The sequence below is a fragment of the Pseudomonas sp. SDO5522_S412 genome (genome assembly GCF_054071215.1).
In genome coordinates this window covers 13,392-29,402 of record NZ_JBSVWQ010000021.1, presented here as the reverse complement: position 1 = coordinate 29,402, position 16,011 = coordinate 13,392, and the positions used below count along the sequence as shown (strand labels likewise).

Here is a 16,011-nt window from a genome sequence, read left to right as displayed (position 1 = left end):
TCAGTATCAAGCGGTAAGGGTGACGGAGACCCAATAGCGCGTGAAATACTTCACGTGGATCGGCAGCGTGACCTGCAGGTTGGCCAATACGGCGTCGGTGGAATCCAGACGGAAAGTGCCGGACACCCGCAGCCGCGCTGATGCGGCATCGCACTGCATAACGCCCGGCCGATAGCGCGCCAGTTCGTCGATGACATCCCCCAGTCGCGCATCCAGAACGATCAGTTGGCCGTCGACCCATGCGGCTTGGTTCCCGCGATAGATATGGCTGGGGCCTACGTCTTGCGTGCCGAAGTCGACACTCTCACCAGGTCCGAGCACTCGGCTATTGGCCGGCTGGTCGACGGGTTGCACGCTGACCCGGTCTTCCAGCACACCAACCCGCGTCGACCCTTGCAGTTGACGAACAGTGAACCGCGTACCCAAGGCTTGAACACGACCCTCATGGGTTTCAACATAAAACGGTGTTTGCCGGCCCGACTTTCCGGTGTGGATAAGTACTTCCCCCTCACGCAAACGGACCAGTCGCTGCTGCCCGTCGAAAAGTACGTCGATAGCCGTGTTCGTATTGAGGTCAATTTGAGTGCCGTCGGCCAACCCGATTCGCCGTCGTTCGCCGACCTTGGTCCGATAGTCAGCCCAGAGGTTGCCCAGGGACGTGTGTTGTTGAACGTTCCACCCCAAGTACCCGGCGGCACCGAGCATCAGCATCAGCTTGAGCACTTGCCGCCGTTGTTGACTGGCCGAGAGCGCACGACGGGTGAAGTCCTTGGGTAGCGCACCGAGGCCACGTTGCAACTGCTCCATCTGGTTCCAGGCCGCCTGATGGGAGGGATCGCCGTTGAGCCATTGCTGCCAGGCACTTTGTTGCGCGGGTGTCGGTGGCTGCGATTGAAATTGCACGTACCAACTGGCGGCGGCTTCGAACGTCTTGCGATCCGGGGCAGCCATTACATGCCCGCCATGATCAAGGCGCATTCAGTCAGGGCCCGAACCATATGTTTCTTGACGGTGGTCAGCGAGACACGCAACTGATCGGCGATCTGTTGATAAGTCAGGCCTTCGACCTGGGACAGCATGAAAATTCGCCTGGCCCGTTCCCCCAGCCCACACAAGGCTTTATCCACAGCAACGAGGGTTTCAATGATGATGGCCTTGTCTTCTTCACTGATTGCGATCGCTTCGGGCCGGTCTGCCAGGGTTTGCAGATAGGCCTGCTCAATGGCGCGGCGGCGATAGCGGTCAATCACCAGTCCCCGGGCAACTGTGGCCAGATAGTCCCTGGGCTCGAGGATCTGCGTCGCATTGCGGCCGCCCAGGATCCGCACGAACGTATCGTGTGCCACGTCAGCTGCATCGCAGGCGTTATGCAACTTTCCCTTGAGCCAGCTGTGCAACCACGAATGGTGCTGCTCATAGATGTGCTGGACTGCAACGGTATGCGAGGGAAGGGCCATGAGAGGTGACGAGGCAGGTTAATGATAATAACTATTATTAACTGCCGTGGCGCTTTCTCACAATAGGCGTTCCATCAACCCGTTTCACAAATGCAAATGAACTGTTTCCTGCCTGACCGAGGATTTTCGGAGGCATCTGCCTGCCTGAAACTTATCGGGATCCGTATTTTCTGTGGATTAAGCCCTGTGAATAACCGCCCCTGTGCCCGGTTGATAACCAGGCTTGAAACCTGAGTAAAAACCCCTCTGTGGATAACCACCCGTTTAATCCACAGGCTTAAAGCACTTATCCAAGGGCCTCATTGGCACCTAACCACAGACTTTAGAATCTCTGTACATATCGTAAATAAAGGCCTGTAGAGATCTATCCACAGAAACATGCCTCAGTAGAAATAAACATAAAAACAAAGATTTAATAAATTTCTCTCTTTTAATTTCTATTGTTCGTGATTCATCCACAGCTGGTTAAATTTTGTGCAAAGGGTTCTTTAGGAAGGGCGAAGTCCCTATACTTGCCGACTCGTTCGAAAACCTGATCTCGAACGCTCATTCCTAATTACCTACAGAAGCAGGCACGAGGTGCGTGGTGGATTTCCCTTCCCGTTTTGAAGTGATCGTCATCGGCGGCGGTCATGCCGGTACCGAGGCAGCACTGGCGTCAGCACGCATGGGGGCAAAAACCCTGTTGCTGACGCATAACGTGGAAACCCTCGGCGCCATGAGCTGCAACCCCGCGATTGGCGGGATTGGCAAAAGCCATCTGGTCAAGGAAATCGATGCCCTCGGCGGCGCGATGGCCATGGCTACCGACAAAGGTGGTATTCAATTTCGCGTACTGAACAGTCGCAAAGGCCCGGCCGTACGAGCCACACGTGCTCAAGCCGACCGCATCCTGTACAAGGCCGCTGTCCGCGAAACCCTGGAAAACCAGCCGAACCTGTGGATATTTCAACAGGCAGCCGATGACCTGATCGTCGAACAAGACCAGGTACGCGGTGTTGTCACGCAAATGGGCCTGCGTTTCTTCGCAGAATCCGTGGTGTTGACCACCGGTACCTTCCTCGGCGGACTTATCCACATCGGTATGCAGAACTATTCCGGTGGCCGCGCCGGTGATCCACCGTCAATCGCCTTGGCTCAGCGCCTTCGCGAACTGCCACTGCGTGTTGGTCGCCTGAAAACCGGCACGCCGCCGCGAATTGATGGCCGGTCTGTGGATTTCTCGGTGATGACCGAGCAAGCCGGCGATACACCGATTCCGGTGATGTCGTTCATGGGCTCCAAGGAACAGCATCCGAAGCAGGTCAGTTGCTGGATTACCCATACCAACGCCCGCACCCACGAAATCATTGCTGCGAACCTCGACCGTTCGCCGATGTATTCCGGGGTGATCGAAGGTATTGGCCCGCGCTACTGCCCGTCGATCGAAGACAAGATCCACCGCTTTGCCGACAAGGAAAGCCACCAGGTTTTTATCGAACCGGAAGGTCTGACCACCCATGAGCTGTACCCGAACGGAATTTCCACGTCTCTGCCGTTCGACGTGCAAATCCAGATCGTGCAGTCGATTCGCGGTATGGAAAATGCGCACATCGTGCGTCCTGGCTACGCCATCGAGTACGACTACTTCGACCCGCGTGACCTGAAATACAGCCTGGAAACCAAGGTCATCGGCGGTTTGTTCTTTGCAGGGCAAATCAACGGCACCACCGGTTACGAAGAAGCTGGCGCCCAGGGTTTGCTGGCCGGAACCAACGCGGCACTGCGTGCACAGGGCAAAGACAGCTGGTGTCCGCGTCGCGATGAGGCGTACATCGGTGTGTTGGTCGACGACCTGATCACCCTCGGAACCCAGGAACCGTACCGGATGTTTACGTCCCGGGCCGAATACCGCCTGATCCTGCGGGAAGACAACGCCGACCTGCGCTTGACCGAAAAAGGTCGCGAATTGGGCCTGGTCGACGACGTGCGTTGGGCGGCCTTCTGCAAAAAACGCGAAAGTATCGAGTTGGAAGAGCAACGCCTGAAAAGTACTTGGGTTCGCCCGGGCACCGAGCAAGGCGACGCGATTGCCGAAAAATTCGGCACGCCGCTGACTCACGAATACAACTTGCTGAACCTGCTGTCCCGTCCGGAAATCGACTACGCTGGTCTGATCTCGGTCACCGGCGCTGGCGCAGAAGATCCACAGGTTGCCGAGCAGGTCGAAATCAAGACCAAATACGCCGGTTACATTGACCGTCAGCAGGATGAGATCGCTCGTCTGCGGGCCAGCGAAGACACCAAGCTGCCTGTGGATATCGATTACACAAACATTTCCGGGCTGTCGAAAGAGATCCAAGGCAAGCTGGGGATAACTCGGCCGGAGACCCTGGGCCAGGCGTCCCGTATCCCGGGCGTCACGCCGGCAGCCATTTCGCTGTTGATGATTCATTTGAAAAAACGCGGCGCGGGCCGTCAGTTGGAGCAAAGCGCTTGAGTTCGTTGGTCACCTCGCAACACGCCGAAGAGTTATCCACAGGTGCTCGCCAGCTTGGCGTCAACCTGACCGAAGCCCAGCACGAGTTGCTGCTGGGTTATCTGGCCCTGTTGATCAAATGGAACAAGGCTTACAACCTCACTGCGGTGCGTGACCCGGACGAAATGGTCTCCCGCCATCTGCTCGACAGTCTCAGTGTCATGCCGTTTATCGAAAACGGCCGCTGGCTCGACGTTGGCAGCGGCGGCGGCATGCCCGGCATCCCGCTGGCGATCCTGTTTCCGGAGTCGCAAGTGACCTGCCTGGACAGCAACGGCAAGAAAACCCGCTTCCTGACCCAGGTCAAACTCGAACTCAAGCTGGATAACCTGCAAGTTATCCACAGTCGCGTCGAAGCCTTTACGCCTGAACAGCCTTTCAACGGAATTGTTTCCCGGGCGTTCAGCAGCATGGAGAACTTCAGCAACTGGACCCGCCACCTCGGCGACCGCGATACCCGTTGGCTGGCAATGAAGGGCGTTCATCCAAGCGACGAGCTGTTAGCATTGCCGGCAGACTTCCACCTCGATAGCGAACACGCCTTGGCCGTACCCGGTTGCCAAGGCCAACGCCATCTGCTGATACTGCGCCGCACGGCATGATTGGGAACACAAGCAAGAATGGCTAAGGTATTCGCGATAGCGAACCAGAAAGGTGGCGTGGGCAAAACCACCACCTGCATCAACCTCGCAGCATCCCTGGTCGCTACCAAGCGTCGGGTGCTGTTGATCGATCTCGATCCACAGGGCAACGCCACCATGGGTAGCGGTGTGGATAAACACGGCCTGGAAAACTCGGTCTACGACTTGCTGATTGGCGAGTGCGACCTGGCCCAGGCCATGCACTTCTCCGAGCACGGCGGTTATCAACTGCTGCCGGCCAACCGCGATTTGACCGCGGCGGAAGTGGTGCTGCTGGAAATGCAGATGAAAGAAAGCCGTCTGCGCAGCGCTCTGGCGCCGATTCGCGAGAATTACGACTACATTTTGATCGACTGCCCGCCGTCGCTGTCGATGCTGACGTTGAACGCACTGGTTGCGGCCGACGGGGTGATTATCCCCATGCAGTGCGAGTACTTCGCGCTCGAAGGCTTGAGCGACCTTGTGGATAACATCAAGCGTATCGCCGAGTTGCTCAACCCGAACCTGCAAATCGAAGGCCTGCTGCGGACCATGTATGACCCGCGCCTGAGCCTGATGAACGATGTGTCGGCACAGCTCAAGGAACACTTCGGCGATCAGCTCTACGACACCGTGATTCCACGCAACATCCGCCTGGCCGAAGCGCCAAGCTATGGCATGCCCGCGCTGGCGTACGACAAGTCTTCCCGCGGCGCCATTGCCTATCTGGCGCTGGCCGGCGAGATGGTTCGCCGTCAACGCCGCAATTCACGCACCGCTGCAGCCCAGCCAACTTAAGGAATCCCCATGGCCGTCAAGAAACGAGGTCTCGGACGTGGACTGGATGCACTGCTGAGTGGTCCGACTGTCACGACCCTTGAAGAACAGGCAGTGCAGGCCGACGAGCGCGAGCTGCAGCACCTGCCGCTGGACCTGATCCAGCGCGGCAAATACCAGCCGCGCCGGGACATGGACCCGCAGGCGCTGGAGGAATTGGCGAATTCGATCAAGGCCCAGGGCGTGATGCAGCCGATCGTGGTGCGCCCGATTGGTGCAGGCCGCTTTGAAATCATCGCCGGCGAGCGCCGCTGGCGCGCCAGCCAGCAGGCCGGCAAGGAAACCATTCCGGCAATGGTGCGCGATGTGCCGGATGAAACCGCCATCGCCATGGCGTTGATCGAGAACATCCAGCGTGAAGACCTCAATCCGATCGAGGAAGCGATCGCCCTGCAGCGTTTGCAGCAGGAATTCAAACTGACTCAGCAGGAAGTCGCGGATGCGGTGGGCAAGTCCCGGGTTACCGTGTCCAACCTGTTGCGCCTGATCGCGCTGCCGGAAGTCATCAAAACCATGCTTTCCCATGGCGACCTGGAAATGGGTCATGCCCGTGCTTTGCTCGGTTTGCCGGAAAATCAACAGGTTGAGGGGGCGCGACACGTTGTCGCACGAGGCCTCACCGTTCGTCAGACCGAGGCCCTGGTTCGCCAGTGGCTCAGTGGCAAACCTGCACCGGTCGAAACCGCCAAACCTGATCCGGATATTGCACGCCTGGAGCAGCGCCTGGCCGAACGCCTAGGCTCTGCGGTGCAAATTCGTCATGGCAAGAAAGGCAAAGGGCAATTGGTCATCGGATATAACTCATTGGATGAGCTTCAGGGCGTCCTTGCCCACATCCGCTGAAACAATTGCTTCTGTAGCGCGCAGTCGGAAATCACTACCCGGCAGTTGAATAGGGGCAGAACCGCCCCTATACTCTGCGCGCATTTTGTCGGCACAAATTATGCCAAGTTATTGATTTCCGGCAGCCGACCATTGAGGAGCAAGAGTGATGGAAACCCGCACGCCAAACACGTTGCCGTTCCATCGCTTGGCCGTTTTCCCGGTTTTAGTGGCTCAATTTGTCATTTTACTGATCGCCTCTTTGGCGCTCTGGTATTGGTATGGAGTCGTAGCCGGATACTCGGGACTCTGCGGAGGCCTGATAGCCTTGCTGCCCAATATGTATTTTGCTCACAGGGCCTTTCGGTTTTCCGGCGCCCGAGCAGCCCAGGCTATCGTCCGGTCTTTTTATGCCGGCGAGGCGGGGAAATTGATTTTGACGGCAGTGCTGTTTGCACTGACCTTTGCAGGTGTGAAGCCATTGGCGCCGCTGGCTGTATTCGGCGTCTTCGTGTTGACCCAACTGGTCAGCTGGTTCGCTCCCCTGCTAATGAAAACAAGACTTTCGAAACCTTAGGGCGTTTGAGGCAACCATGGCAGAAACAACCGCTTCGGGCTATATCCAGCACCACTTGCAGAACCTGACCTTCGGTCAGCTTCCCAACGGCGGCTGGGGCTTTGCCCACTCCGCAGCAGAAGCCAAAGAAATGGGCTTCTGGGCATTCCACCTGGATACTCTGGGCTGGTCTGTCGCATTGGGTCTGATCTTTGTCCTGATTTTCCGCATGGCGGCAAAGAAGGCGACTTCCGGTCAGCCAGGTGCTTTGCAGAACTTCGTTGAAGTATTGGTCGAATTCGTCGATGGCAGCGTGCGGGACAGCTTCCATGGTCGTAGCGCGGTGATTGCACCGTTGGCACTGACCATCTTCGTCTGGGTGTTCCTGATGAACGCCGTCGACCTGATCCCGGTCGACTGGATTCCTCAGCTGGCCATCCTGATCTCCGGCGATCACCACATTCCATTCCGTGCGGTTTCGACCACGGACCCTAACGCCACCCTGGGCATGGCCCTGTCGGTGTTCGCGTTGATCATTTTCTACAGCATCAAGATCAAGGGCATCGGCGGCTTCATCGGCGAACTGACCCTGCACCCGTTCGGCAGCAAGAACATCTTCGTTCAAGCGCTGCTGATCCCGGTGAACTTCCTGCTGGAGTTCGTGACCCTGGTCGCCAAGCCGATTTCCCTGGCCCTGCGACTGTTCGGCAACATGTATGCCGGCGAGCTGGTGTTCATTCTGATCGCTGTGATGTTCGGCAGTGGTCTGCTCTGGCTTAGCGGCCTGGGCATTGTTCTGCAGTGGGCGTGGGCTGTGTTCCACATCCTGATCATCACCCTGCAGGCGTTTATCTTCATGATGCTGACCATCGTCTACCTGTCGATGGCGCACGAAGAGAACCATTAAGACCAGTCTCGACTAGTCTGATGTCCCTCCCGGTCAAATGGGAGGGTAGCCCTGAAGGGCTATGAAACGATTTGTTTTACCGCTTTAAAATCTAAAAAACCTAAACCATACGACGTAAAAGTCGGGAGGAAAGATGGAAACTGTAGTTGGTCTAACCGCTATCGCTGTTGCACTGTTGATCGGCCTGGGCGCCCTGGGTACTGCCATTGGTTTCGGCCTGCTGGGCGGCAAGTTCCTGGAAGGCGCAGCGCGTCAGCCAGAAATGGTTCCAATGCTGCAAGTTAAAATGTTCATCGTCGCCGGCCTGCTCGACGCCGTGACCATGATCGGTGTTGGTATCGCTCTGTTCTTCACCTTCGCGAACCCCTTCGTTGGTCAACTCGCCGGTTAATCACTCGTTTTTTCGAGTGATTGGTGTGTTGTGCAACGAACGAGCGAGGTATTGGCGTGAACATTAATGCAACCATTATTGGTCAGTCCTTAGCGTTCTTGATTTTTGTAGTTTTCTGCATGAAGTTCGTATGGCCTCCGGTCATCGCGGCTTTGCACGAACGTCAGAAGAAGATCGCAGACGGACTGGACGCTGCCGCACGAGCAGCTCGCGACCTGGAGTTGGCCCAAGATAAAGCGGGTCAACAACTGCGCGAAGCGAAAGCTCAGGCAGCTGAAATCATTGAGCAAGCCAAGAAACGCGGTAACCAGATCGTTGAAGAGGCTGTTGAAAAAGCCCGTATCGACGCTGACCGTGTGAAGGTTCAGGCTCAAGCCGAGATCGAGCAGGAACTGAACGGTGTCAAAGATGCGCTGCGTGCCCAACTGGGTGCTCTGGCCGTCGGCGGTGCTGAGAAGATCCTGGGTGCCACAATCGATCAAAACGCGCACGCGGAGCTGGTAAACAAACTGGCTGCTGAAATTTAAGCGAGGGCGATCATGGCAGAATTGACCACGTTGGCCCGACCTTACGCTAAGGCAGCCTTCGAGCACGCCCAGGCCCACCAGCAGCTGGCCTCTTGGTCAGCCATGCTCGGCCTGGCTGCAGCAGTGTCGCAAGACGACACCATGCAGCGCGTGCTCAAGGCCCCGCGACTGACGAGCGCAGACAAGGCCGCCACGTTTATTGACGTGTGCGGCGACAAGTTTGATGTAAAAGTGCAGAACTTCATCCACGTCGTTGCCGAAAACGACCGTCTCCCGCTTCTGCCGGAGATCGCCGCTCTGTTTGACCTGTACAAGGCCGAACAAGAGAAATCGGTAGATGTTGAAGTGACCAGTGCTTTTGCATTGAACCAAGAACAGCAAGACAAACTCGCCAAGGTTCTCAGTGCACGACTCGACCGGGAAGTGCGCCTGCAAGTTGCGGAGGATGCCACCCTGATTGGTGGTGTCATCATTCGCGCCGGCGACCTGGTTATCGATGGCTCGATTCGCGGCAAACTCGCGAATCTTGCCGAAGCATTGAAATCTTGAGTTTGAAGGGGCAGCAGAGCAATGCAGCAACTCAATCCTTCCGAAATAAGTGAAATTATCAAGGGCCGCATCGACAAGCTCGATGTGACCTCCCAAGCCCGTAACGAAGGCACTGTCGTCAGCGTATCTGACGGCATCGTGCGGATTCACGGTCTGGCCGACGTAATGTACGGCGAGATGATCGAGTTTCCGGGCGGCGTCTACGGTATGGCCCTCAACCTGGAGCAAGACTCTGTAGGTGCCGTTGTATTGGGCTCCTACCAGACTCTGGCCGAAGGCATGAGCGCCAAGTGCACAGGCCGCATCCTGGAAGTTCCGGTTGGTAAGGAACTGCTGGGTCGCGTTGTCGACGCACTGGGTAACCCAGTTGACGGCAAAGGTCCGCTGAACAACACCGAGACCGATGCGGTCGAGAAAGTTGCTCCAGGCGTGATCTGGCGTAAGTCGGTAGACCAGCCTGTACAGACTGGCTACAAGGCTGTCGATGCCATGATTCCTGTCGGCCGTGGCCAGCGTGAGCTGATCATCGGTGACCGTCAGATCGGTAAAACCGCTCTGGCGATCGACGCGATCATCAACCAGAAAGACAGCGGGATTTTCTGCGTCTACGTAGCCATCGGTCAGAAACAATCGACCATCGCCAACGTGGTTCGCAAGCTGGAAGAAAACGGCGCCCTGGCTAACACCATCGTCGTGGCCGCCAGTGCTTCCGAATCCGCTGCACTTCAGTTCCTGGCACCGTACTCCGGTTGCACCATGGGCGAATACTTCCGCGACCGCGGTGAAGACGCGCTGATCGTTTATGACGATCTGTCCAAGCAAGCAGTGGCTTACCGCCAGATTTCCCTGCTGCTGCGCCGTCCACCAGGCCGTGAAGCTTACCCAGGCGACGTGTTCTATCTCCACTCCCGTCTGCTGGAGCGCGCATCCCGCGTTTCGGAAGAATACGTAGAGAAGTTCACCAACGGCGCAGTGACCGGCAAAACCGGTTCCCTGACCGCACTGCCGATCATCGAAACCCAGGCTGGCGACGTTTCCGCGTTCGTTCCGACCAACGTGATTTCCATCACCGACGGTCAGATCTTCCTGGAATCGGCCATGTTCAACTCCGGGATCCGTCCTGCAGTGAACGCCGGTGTTTCGGTATCCCGTGTGGGTGGTGCCGCTCAGACCAAGATCATCAAGAAGCTCTCCGGTGGTATCCGTACCGCTCTGGCTCAGTACCGTGAACTGGCGGCATTCGCCCAGTTCGCTTCTGACCTGGACGAAGCGACCCGTAAGCAACTTGAGCATGGTCAGCGCGTTACCGAGCTGATGAAGCAGAAGCAATACGCACCAATGTCGATCGCTGACATGGCGCTGTCGCTGTATGCCGCTGAGCGTGGGTTCCTGACCGACGTTGAAATCACCAAGGTCGGCAGCTTCGAACAAGCGCTGATTGCTTACTTCAACCGCGATCACGCCGAATTGATGGCGAAGATCAACGTGAAGGGTGACTTCAATGACGACATCGACGCTGGCATCAAAGCCGGTATCGAGAAGTTCAAGGCCACCCAAACCTGGTAAGCCGCAGCGGGGGCCGCGAGGCTCCCGCTTGCTAACCTGATAGGTGTTACATGGCAGGCGCAAAAGAGATTCGCAGTAAGATTGCGAGCATCAAAAGCACGCAAAAGATCACCAGCGCCATGGAAAAAGTGGCGGTCAGCAAAATGCGCAAGGCACAAATGCGCATGGCTGCTAGCCGTCCCTACGCGGAGCGTATCCGCCAGGTTATTGGTCATCTGGCCAACGCCAACCCGGAATATCGCCACCCGTTCATGATCGATCGCGAAGTAAAGCGCGTCGGTTATGTCGTGGTGAGCAGTGACCGTGGTTTGTGCGGTGGTTTGAATACCAACCTGTTCAAGGCCCTGGTCAAGGACATGGCGGTAAACCGCGAAAAAGGCGTCGAGATCGATCTGTGTGTGGTCGGTAGCAAGGGTGCGGCCTTTTTCCGCAACTTCGGCGGTAACGTCGTTGCAGCTATCAGCCACCTGGGTGAAGAACCGTCGATCAATGATTTGATCGGCAGCGTCAAGGTGATGCTGGATGCATACCTGGAAGGCCGGATTGACCGCCTCTCCGTGGTATCCAACAAGTTCATCAACACCATGACGCAACAGCCTACCGTGGAGCAGTTGATTCCATTGGTGGCCGCCCCGGAACAAGAACTCAAGCACCACTGGGACTACCTCTACGAACCAGACGCCAAAGAGCTGCTTGACGGCTTGATGGTGCGCTACGTGGAGTCGCAGGTGTACCAGGCGGTGGTCGAGAACAACGCGGCTGAACAAGCTGCGCGGATGATCGCGATGAAGAACGCTACCGACAACGCCGGTGATTTGATCAGCGATTTGCAGCTGATCTACAACAAGGCGCGTCAGGCTGCGATCACCCAAGAGATCTCGGAAATCGTCGGCGGCGCTGCCGCGGTTTAACGGTTCAAATATTCAGAGGATCCAGCTATGAGTAGCGGACGTATCGTTCAAATCATCGGCGCCGTTATCGACGTGGAATTCCCACGCGACAGCGTACCGAGCATCTACAACGCTTTGAAAGTCAAAAGCGATGCAGGCACCACCCTGGAAGTTCAGCAGCAGCTGGGCGACGGCGTGGTTCGTACCATTGCAATGGGTTCCACCGAAGGCTTGAAGCGCGGTCTGGAAGTCACTGACTCTGGCGCAGCCATCTCCGTACCGGTCGGTAAAGCGACCCTGGGCCGGATCATGGACGTCCTCGGTAACCCGATCGACGAAGCCGGTCCAATCGACACCGAAGAGCGCTGGGGCATTCACCGTCCTGCGCCTTCCTTCGCGGAACAAGCGGGCGGCAACGACCTGCTGGAAACCGGCATCAAGGTTATCGACCTGGTTTGCCCGTTCGCCAAGGGCGGTAAAGTCGGTCTGTTCGGTGGTGCCGGTGTAGGCAAAACCGTAAACATGATGGAACTGATCCGTAACATCGCCATCGAGCACAGCGGTTATTCCGTGTTCGCCGGTGTGGGTGAGCGTACTCGTGAGGGTAACGACTTCTACCACGAGATGAAGGATTCCAACGTTCTGGACAAAGTGGCACTGGTTTACGGTCAGATGAACGAGCCGCCGGGCAACCGTCTGCGCGTAGCACTGACCGGCCTGACCATGGCCGAGAAGTTCCGTGACGAAGGTAACGACGTTCTGCTGTTCGTCGACAACATCTATCGTTACACCCTGGCCGGTACTGAAGTATCCGCACTGCTGGGCCGTATGCCTTCCGCAGTAGGTTACCAGCCGACCCTGGCCGAAGAGATGGGTACTCTGCAAGAGCGTATCACTTCGACCAAAAACGGTTCGATCACCTCGATCCAAGCGGTATACGTACCTGCGGATGACTTGACTGACCCGTCGCCAGCGACCACGTTCGCCCACTTGGACGCCACCGTCGTACTGTCCCGTGACATCGCCTCCCTGGGTATCTACCCAGCGGTCGATCCACTGGACTCGACTTCGCGCCAGCTGGACCCGAACGTCATCGGCCAGGAACACTACGACACCGCTCGCGGCGTCCAGTACGTTCTGCAGCGTTACAAAGAACTGAAGGACATCATTGCGATCCTGGGTATGGACGAGCTGTCGGAAACCGACAAGCAGTTGGTATCCCGCGCTCGTAAGATCCAGCGCTTCTTGTCGCAGCCGTTCTTCGTGGCTGAAGTCTTCACCGGTGCCTCGGGTAAATACGTTTCCCTGAAAGACACCATTGCTGGCTTCAAAGGCATCCTCAACGGTGACTACGACCACCTGCCAGAACAAGCGTTCTACATGGTCGGCGGCATCGAAGAAGCGATCGAGAAAGCCAAGAAACTGTAATTCCGGCGCCCGGTAACGGGCGCTAATCAGGTTGAGGCAAGCAGATGGCTATGACATTCCATTGCGATATCGTCAGCGCGGAAGGGGAAATCTTCTCCGGTCAGATCGAGAGTGTGATTGCACACGGCGAACTGGGCGACCTGGGTATTAACTTTGGCCACGCGCCATTGATTACATCCTTGAAGCCTGGTCCGATCACTCTGACCAAGCTGGGCGGGGAACGGGAGGTGTTTTACATCTCCGGTGGTTTCCTCGAGGTTCAGCCGAACATGGTCAAGGTACTTGCCGACACCGTGCAACGTGCTGCCGACCTGGATGAAGCCTCCGCTCAGGAAGCCGTCAAGGCTGCCGAGAAGGCCCTGAACGAAAAAGGCGCAGATTTCGACTACGGTTCTGCTGCTGCACGTCTGGCCGAGGCCGCAGCTCAGCTGCGCACCGTCCAGCAGATCCGCAAGAAGTTTGGCGGCTAAGCCGTCAAGCCTCATGCGTGATTGATTAAAAAGGGTAGCCTCGGCTACCCTTTTTCTTTTTTTGCAAAACACTTCTTTGGTCTGAAGTCTGACCGCCCAGGATTGGTAGCCATTCATGTCTCTCGAAATCGTAATTCTTGCCGCAGGCCAGGGCACCCGCATGCGTTCGGCCCTGCCCAAGGTGCTGCACCCGGTTGCCGGCAACTCCATGCTTGGCCATGTTATCCACAGCGCCCGGCAGCTGGATCCACAGCGCATTCATGTGGTGATCGGCCACGGTGCCGATGTGGTGCGTGAGCGGCTGGCGGCGGATGACCTGAATTTCGTATTGCAGGACAATCAATTGGGTACCGGCCATGCCACCGCGCAGGCCGTGCCGTTCATCAAGGCAGACACCGTGCTGATCCTCTACGGTGACGTGCCGCTGATCGAAGTGGAAACCTTGCAGCGCCTGCTCAAGCACGTGGTGCCAGGCCAGATGGGCCTGCTCACTGTCGAGCTGGACGACCCGACCGGCTACGGTCGCATCGTGCGCAACGCTGACGGCAAGGTCGCCGCCATCGTCGAGCATAAAGACGCCAGCGAAGCCCAGCGCGCCATCACTGAAGGCAACACCGGCATCCTCGCTGTGCCGGCTGATCGCCTGGCTGACTGGATGAGCCGCTTGTCCAACAACAACGCCCAGGGCGAGTACTACCTGACCGACGTCATCGAGATGGCCGTCAGCGATGGCCTGGTGGTAGCCACCGAACAGCCCCACGACCCGATGGAAGTGCAGGGCGCCAACGACCGCAAGCAACTGGCGGAGCTGGAGCGTCACTACCAACTGCGTGAAGGCCGCCGCCTGATGGCGCTGGGCGTGACGCTGCGTGATCCGGCACGTTTCGATGTGCGGGGTGACGTCACCGTTGGCCGCGACGTGCTGATCGATATCAACGTGATCCTTGAAGGTCGTGTGGTCATTGAAGATGACGTGGTGATCGGGCCGAACTGCGTGATCAAGGACAGCACCCTGCGCAAGGGGGTGGTGATCAAGGCCAACAGCCATATCGACGGTGCGGTGATGGGCGAGGGCAGTGATGCCGGTCCGTTCGCGCGTTTGCGTCCGGGCAGCGTGTTGGGAGCCAGGGCCCACGTGGGTAACTTTGTCGAACTGAAAAACGCCCGGATGGGTGACGACGCCAAGGCCGGCCATCTGGCTTACCTCGGCGATGCAGTGATCGGTGCCCGCAGCAATATCGGCGCAGGCGCCATCACCTGCAATTACGACGGCGCCAACAAGTACCAGACGACCATTGGCGAAGACGTGTTTATCGGCTCCAACAACTCGCTGATCGCCCCCGTCACTATCGGTGATGGTTCAAACACCGCCGCAGGTTCCACCATCAACCAGGATGTGGATAAGTCCCAGTTGGCCGTCGCCCGCGCCCGCCAGCGCAACATCGACGGCTGGAAACGCCCGGTCAAAATCAAAAAGACCTGAGTTATCCACAACCCTGAAACACTGCGGTACTTATGTGGGAGCGGGCTTGCTCGCGAAGGCGGTCTTTCGGTTGATACATGCGCCGACTGACACACCGCGAGCAAGCCCGCTCCCACATTTTTATCTGTGTTGATTCAAAAAACTCAGTCGCATGCTTGACCATTTTGAATGAATAGGTTTTGATTGCCTTCGTTATCTTTCGAAACGAAACTTATCATCACCATGTCGAAACGAAATACACCCCAACGTCGCCACAACATCCTTGCCATGCTCACCGAGCAAGGTGAAGTCAGTGTGGACGAATTGGCCAAGCGTTTCGAAACCTCGGAAGTCACCATCCGCAAGGACCTGGCGGCCCTCGAAAGTAACGGTCTGTTGCTGCGTCGCTACGGTGGCGCCATCACCATGCCTCAGGAACTGGTCGGTGATCCGGCACAGCCCATTTCGGCCTACAAGCGCGCCATCGCCCGTGCGGCCGTCCGGCGTTTGCGGGAACACGCGCGCATCATCATCGACAGCGGCAGCACCACCGCCGCCATGATCCCCGAATTGGGCCACCAGCCCGGCCTGGTGGTGATGACCAACTCCCTGCACGTGGCCAGCGCCTTGAGCGACCTGGAACACGAGCCGGTACTGTTGATGACCGGCGGCACCTGGGACCCGCATTCGGACTCGTTCCAGGGCCAGGTCGCCGAACAGGTACTGCGTTCCTACGATTTCGACCAGCTCTTTATTGGTGCCGATGGCATCGACCTGGAGCGCGGCACCACCACTTTCAACGAATTACTGGGGCTGAGCCGCGTCATGGCCGAAGTCGCCCGCGAAGTGGTGGTGATGGTCGAGTCCGACAAGATTGGCCGCAAGATCCCCAACCTGGAACTGCCCTGGAGCAGCGTCCATACCCTTATTACCGATGATCGCCTGCCACTTGAGGCCCGCGACCAGATTCAAGCCCGCGGCATCACGCTGATTTGCGCGGCAGTCATCTAG

Annotated in this window: 17 protein-coding genes; 15 read left to right on the top strand and 2 right to left on the bottom strand. The window is 57.5% G+C overall.

Annotated elements, in window-relative coordinates; all coding sequences use genetic code 11:
* Nucleotides 1–6: 6 nt before the first annotated feature.
* Both ACW9I6_RS07620 and ACW9I6_RS07615 read right to left on the bottom strand, forming a co-directional pair.
* Nucleotides 7–951 carry a FecR domain-containing protein gene (locus ACW9I6_RS07620; RefSeq protein WP_177020335.1) on the bottom strand — a complete coding sequence of 315 codons (945 nt, stop codon included), beginning with the start codon at nucleotides 949–951 and terminating at the stop codon, nucleotides 7–9.
* The gene (locus ACW9I6_RS07615) at nucleotides 951–1,457 is read right to left on the bottom strand and encodes a sigma-70 family RNA polymerase sigma factor (RefSeq protein WP_008439546.1); all 507 of its coding nucleotides are present in this window, start codon (nucleotides 1,455–1,457) and stop codon (nucleotides 951–953) included. Before ACW9I6_RS07615 ends, ACW9I6_RS07620 begins: the two co-directional genes overlap by 1 nt.
* A gap of 586 nt (nucleotides 1,458–2,043) precedes the next feature.
* On the opposite strand from ACW9I6_RS07615, the gene mnmG reads away from it, so the two are divergent.
* The 15 genes from mnmG (at nucleotide 2,044) to ACW9I6_RS07540 (ending at nucleotide 16,011) form a co-directional block, all read left to right on the top strand.
* The gene (mnmG, locus tag ACW9I6_RS07610; protein WP_087694608.1) at nucleotides 2,044–3,936 is read left to right on the top strand and encodes a tRNA uridine-5-carboxymethylaminomethyl(34) synthesis enzyme MnmG; all 1,893 of its coding nucleotides are present in this window, start codon (nucleotides 2,044–2,046) and stop codon (nucleotides 3,934–3,936) included.
* Nucleotides 3,933–4,577: a 16S rRNA (guanine(527)-N(7))-methyltransferase RsmG gene (rsmG, locus tag ACW9I6_RS07605; RefSeq protein WP_003213561.1), complete on the top strand. Its 645-nt coding sequence runs from the start codon at nucleotides 3,933–3,935 to the stop codon at nucleotides 4,575–4,577. Before mnmG ends, rsmG begins: the two co-directional genes overlap by 4 nt.
* Nucleotides 4,578–4,595: 18 nt before the next feature.
* Nucleotides 4,596–5,393, top strand: a complete 798-nt coding sequence (locus ACW9I6_RS07600) for a ParA family protein (protein ID WP_003213559.1) — start codon at nucleotides 4,596–4,598, stop codon at nucleotides 5,391–5,393.
* 9 nt (nucleotides 5,394–5,402) lie between these two features.
* The gene (locus ACW9I6_RS07595; protein WP_003213558.1) at nucleotides 5,403–6,275 is read left to right on the top strand and encodes a ParB/RepB/Spo0J family partition protein; all 873 of its coding nucleotides are present in this window, start codon (nucleotides 5,403–5,405) and stop codon (nucleotides 6,273–6,275) included.
* 148 nt (nucleotides 6,276–6,423) lie between these two features.
* A complete protein-coding gene (locus ACW9I6_RS07590; protein ID WP_003213556.1) occupies nucleotides 6,424–6,831 on the top strand; it encodes a F0F1 ATP synthase subunit I in 408 nt (135 codons plus the stop codon).
* 16 nt (nucleotides 6,832–6,847) lie between these two features.
* Nucleotides 6,848–7,717, top strand: a complete 870-nt coding sequence (gene atpB, locus ACW9I6_RS07585) for a F0F1 ATP synthase subunit A (RefSeq protein ID WP_003213554.1) — start codon at nucleotides 6,848–6,850, stop codon at nucleotides 7,715–7,717.
* Between the two features lie 133 nt (nucleotides 7,718–7,850).
* Complete coding sequence (atpE, locus tag ACW9I6_RS07580; protein WP_002555987.1) at nucleotides 7,851–8,108, top strand: F0F1 ATP synthase subunit C; 258 nt, start codon at nucleotides 7,851–7,853, stop codon at nucleotides 8,106–8,108.
* A 56-nt stretch (nucleotides 8,109–8,164) separates the two neighbouring features.
* The gene (locus ACW9I6_RS07575) at nucleotides 8,165–8,635 is read left to right on the top strand and encodes a F0F1 ATP synthase subunit B (protein WP_008439543.1); all 471 of its coding nucleotides are present in this window, start codon (nucleotides 8,165–8,167) and stop codon (nucleotides 8,633–8,635) included.
* Between the two features lie 12 nt (nucleotides 8,636–8,647).
* Nucleotides 8,648–9,184 (top strand): F0F1 ATP synthase subunit delta, encoded by a 537-nt coding sequence (locus ACW9I6_RS07570; RefSeq protein ID WP_003213551.1) that lies wholly within the window; start codon nucleotides 8,648–8,650, stop codon nucleotides 9,182–9,184.
* Nucleotides 9,185–9,205: 21 nt separating this feature from the next.
* Entirely contained in the window at nucleotides 9,206–10,750 is a 1,545-nt protein-coding gene (gene atpA, locus ACW9I6_RS07565; protein ID WP_003213549.1) for a F0F1 ATP synthase subunit alpha, read from the top strand.
* A 50-nt stretch (nucleotides 10,751–10,800) separates the two neighbouring features.
* On the top strand, nucleotides 10,801–11,661 hold the full coding sequence (gene atpG / locus ACW9I6_RS07560; protein ID WP_003213547.1) for a F0F1 ATP synthase subunit gamma: 861 nt from the start codon (nucleotides 10,801–10,803) through the stop codon (nucleotides 11,659–11,661).
* Nucleotides 11,662–11,688: 27 nt separating this feature from the next.
* A complete protein-coding gene (gene atpD, locus ACW9I6_RS07555; RefSeq protein WP_003213545.1) occupies nucleotides 11,689–13,068 on the top strand; it encodes a F0F1 ATP synthase subunit beta in 1,380 nt (459 codons plus the stop codon).
* A 44-nt stretch (nucleotides 13,069–13,112) separates the two neighbouring features.
* On the top strand, nucleotides 13,113–13,538 hold the full coding sequence (locus ACW9I6_RS07550) for a F0F1 ATP synthase subunit epsilon (RefSeq protein WP_008439541.1): 426 nt from the start codon (nucleotides 13,113–13,115) through the stop codon (nucleotides 13,536–13,538).
* Nucleotides 13,539–13,653: 115 nt separating this feature from the next.
* Nucleotides 13,654–15,021 carry a bifunctional UDP-N-acetylglucosamine diphosphorylase/glucosamine-1-phosphate N-acetyltransferase GlmU gene (gene glmU, locus ACW9I6_RS07545; protein ID WP_457339123.1) on the top strand — a complete coding sequence of 456 codons (1,368 nt, stop codon included), beginning with the start codon at nucleotides 13,654–13,656 and terminating at the stop codon, nucleotides 15,019–15,021.
* Between the two features lie 222 nt (nucleotides 15,022–15,243).
* Entirely contained in the window at nucleotides 15,244–16,011 is a 768-nt protein-coding gene (locus tag ACW9I6_RS07540) for a DeoR/GlpR family DNA-binding transcription regulator (RefSeq protein WP_003213539.1), read from the top strand.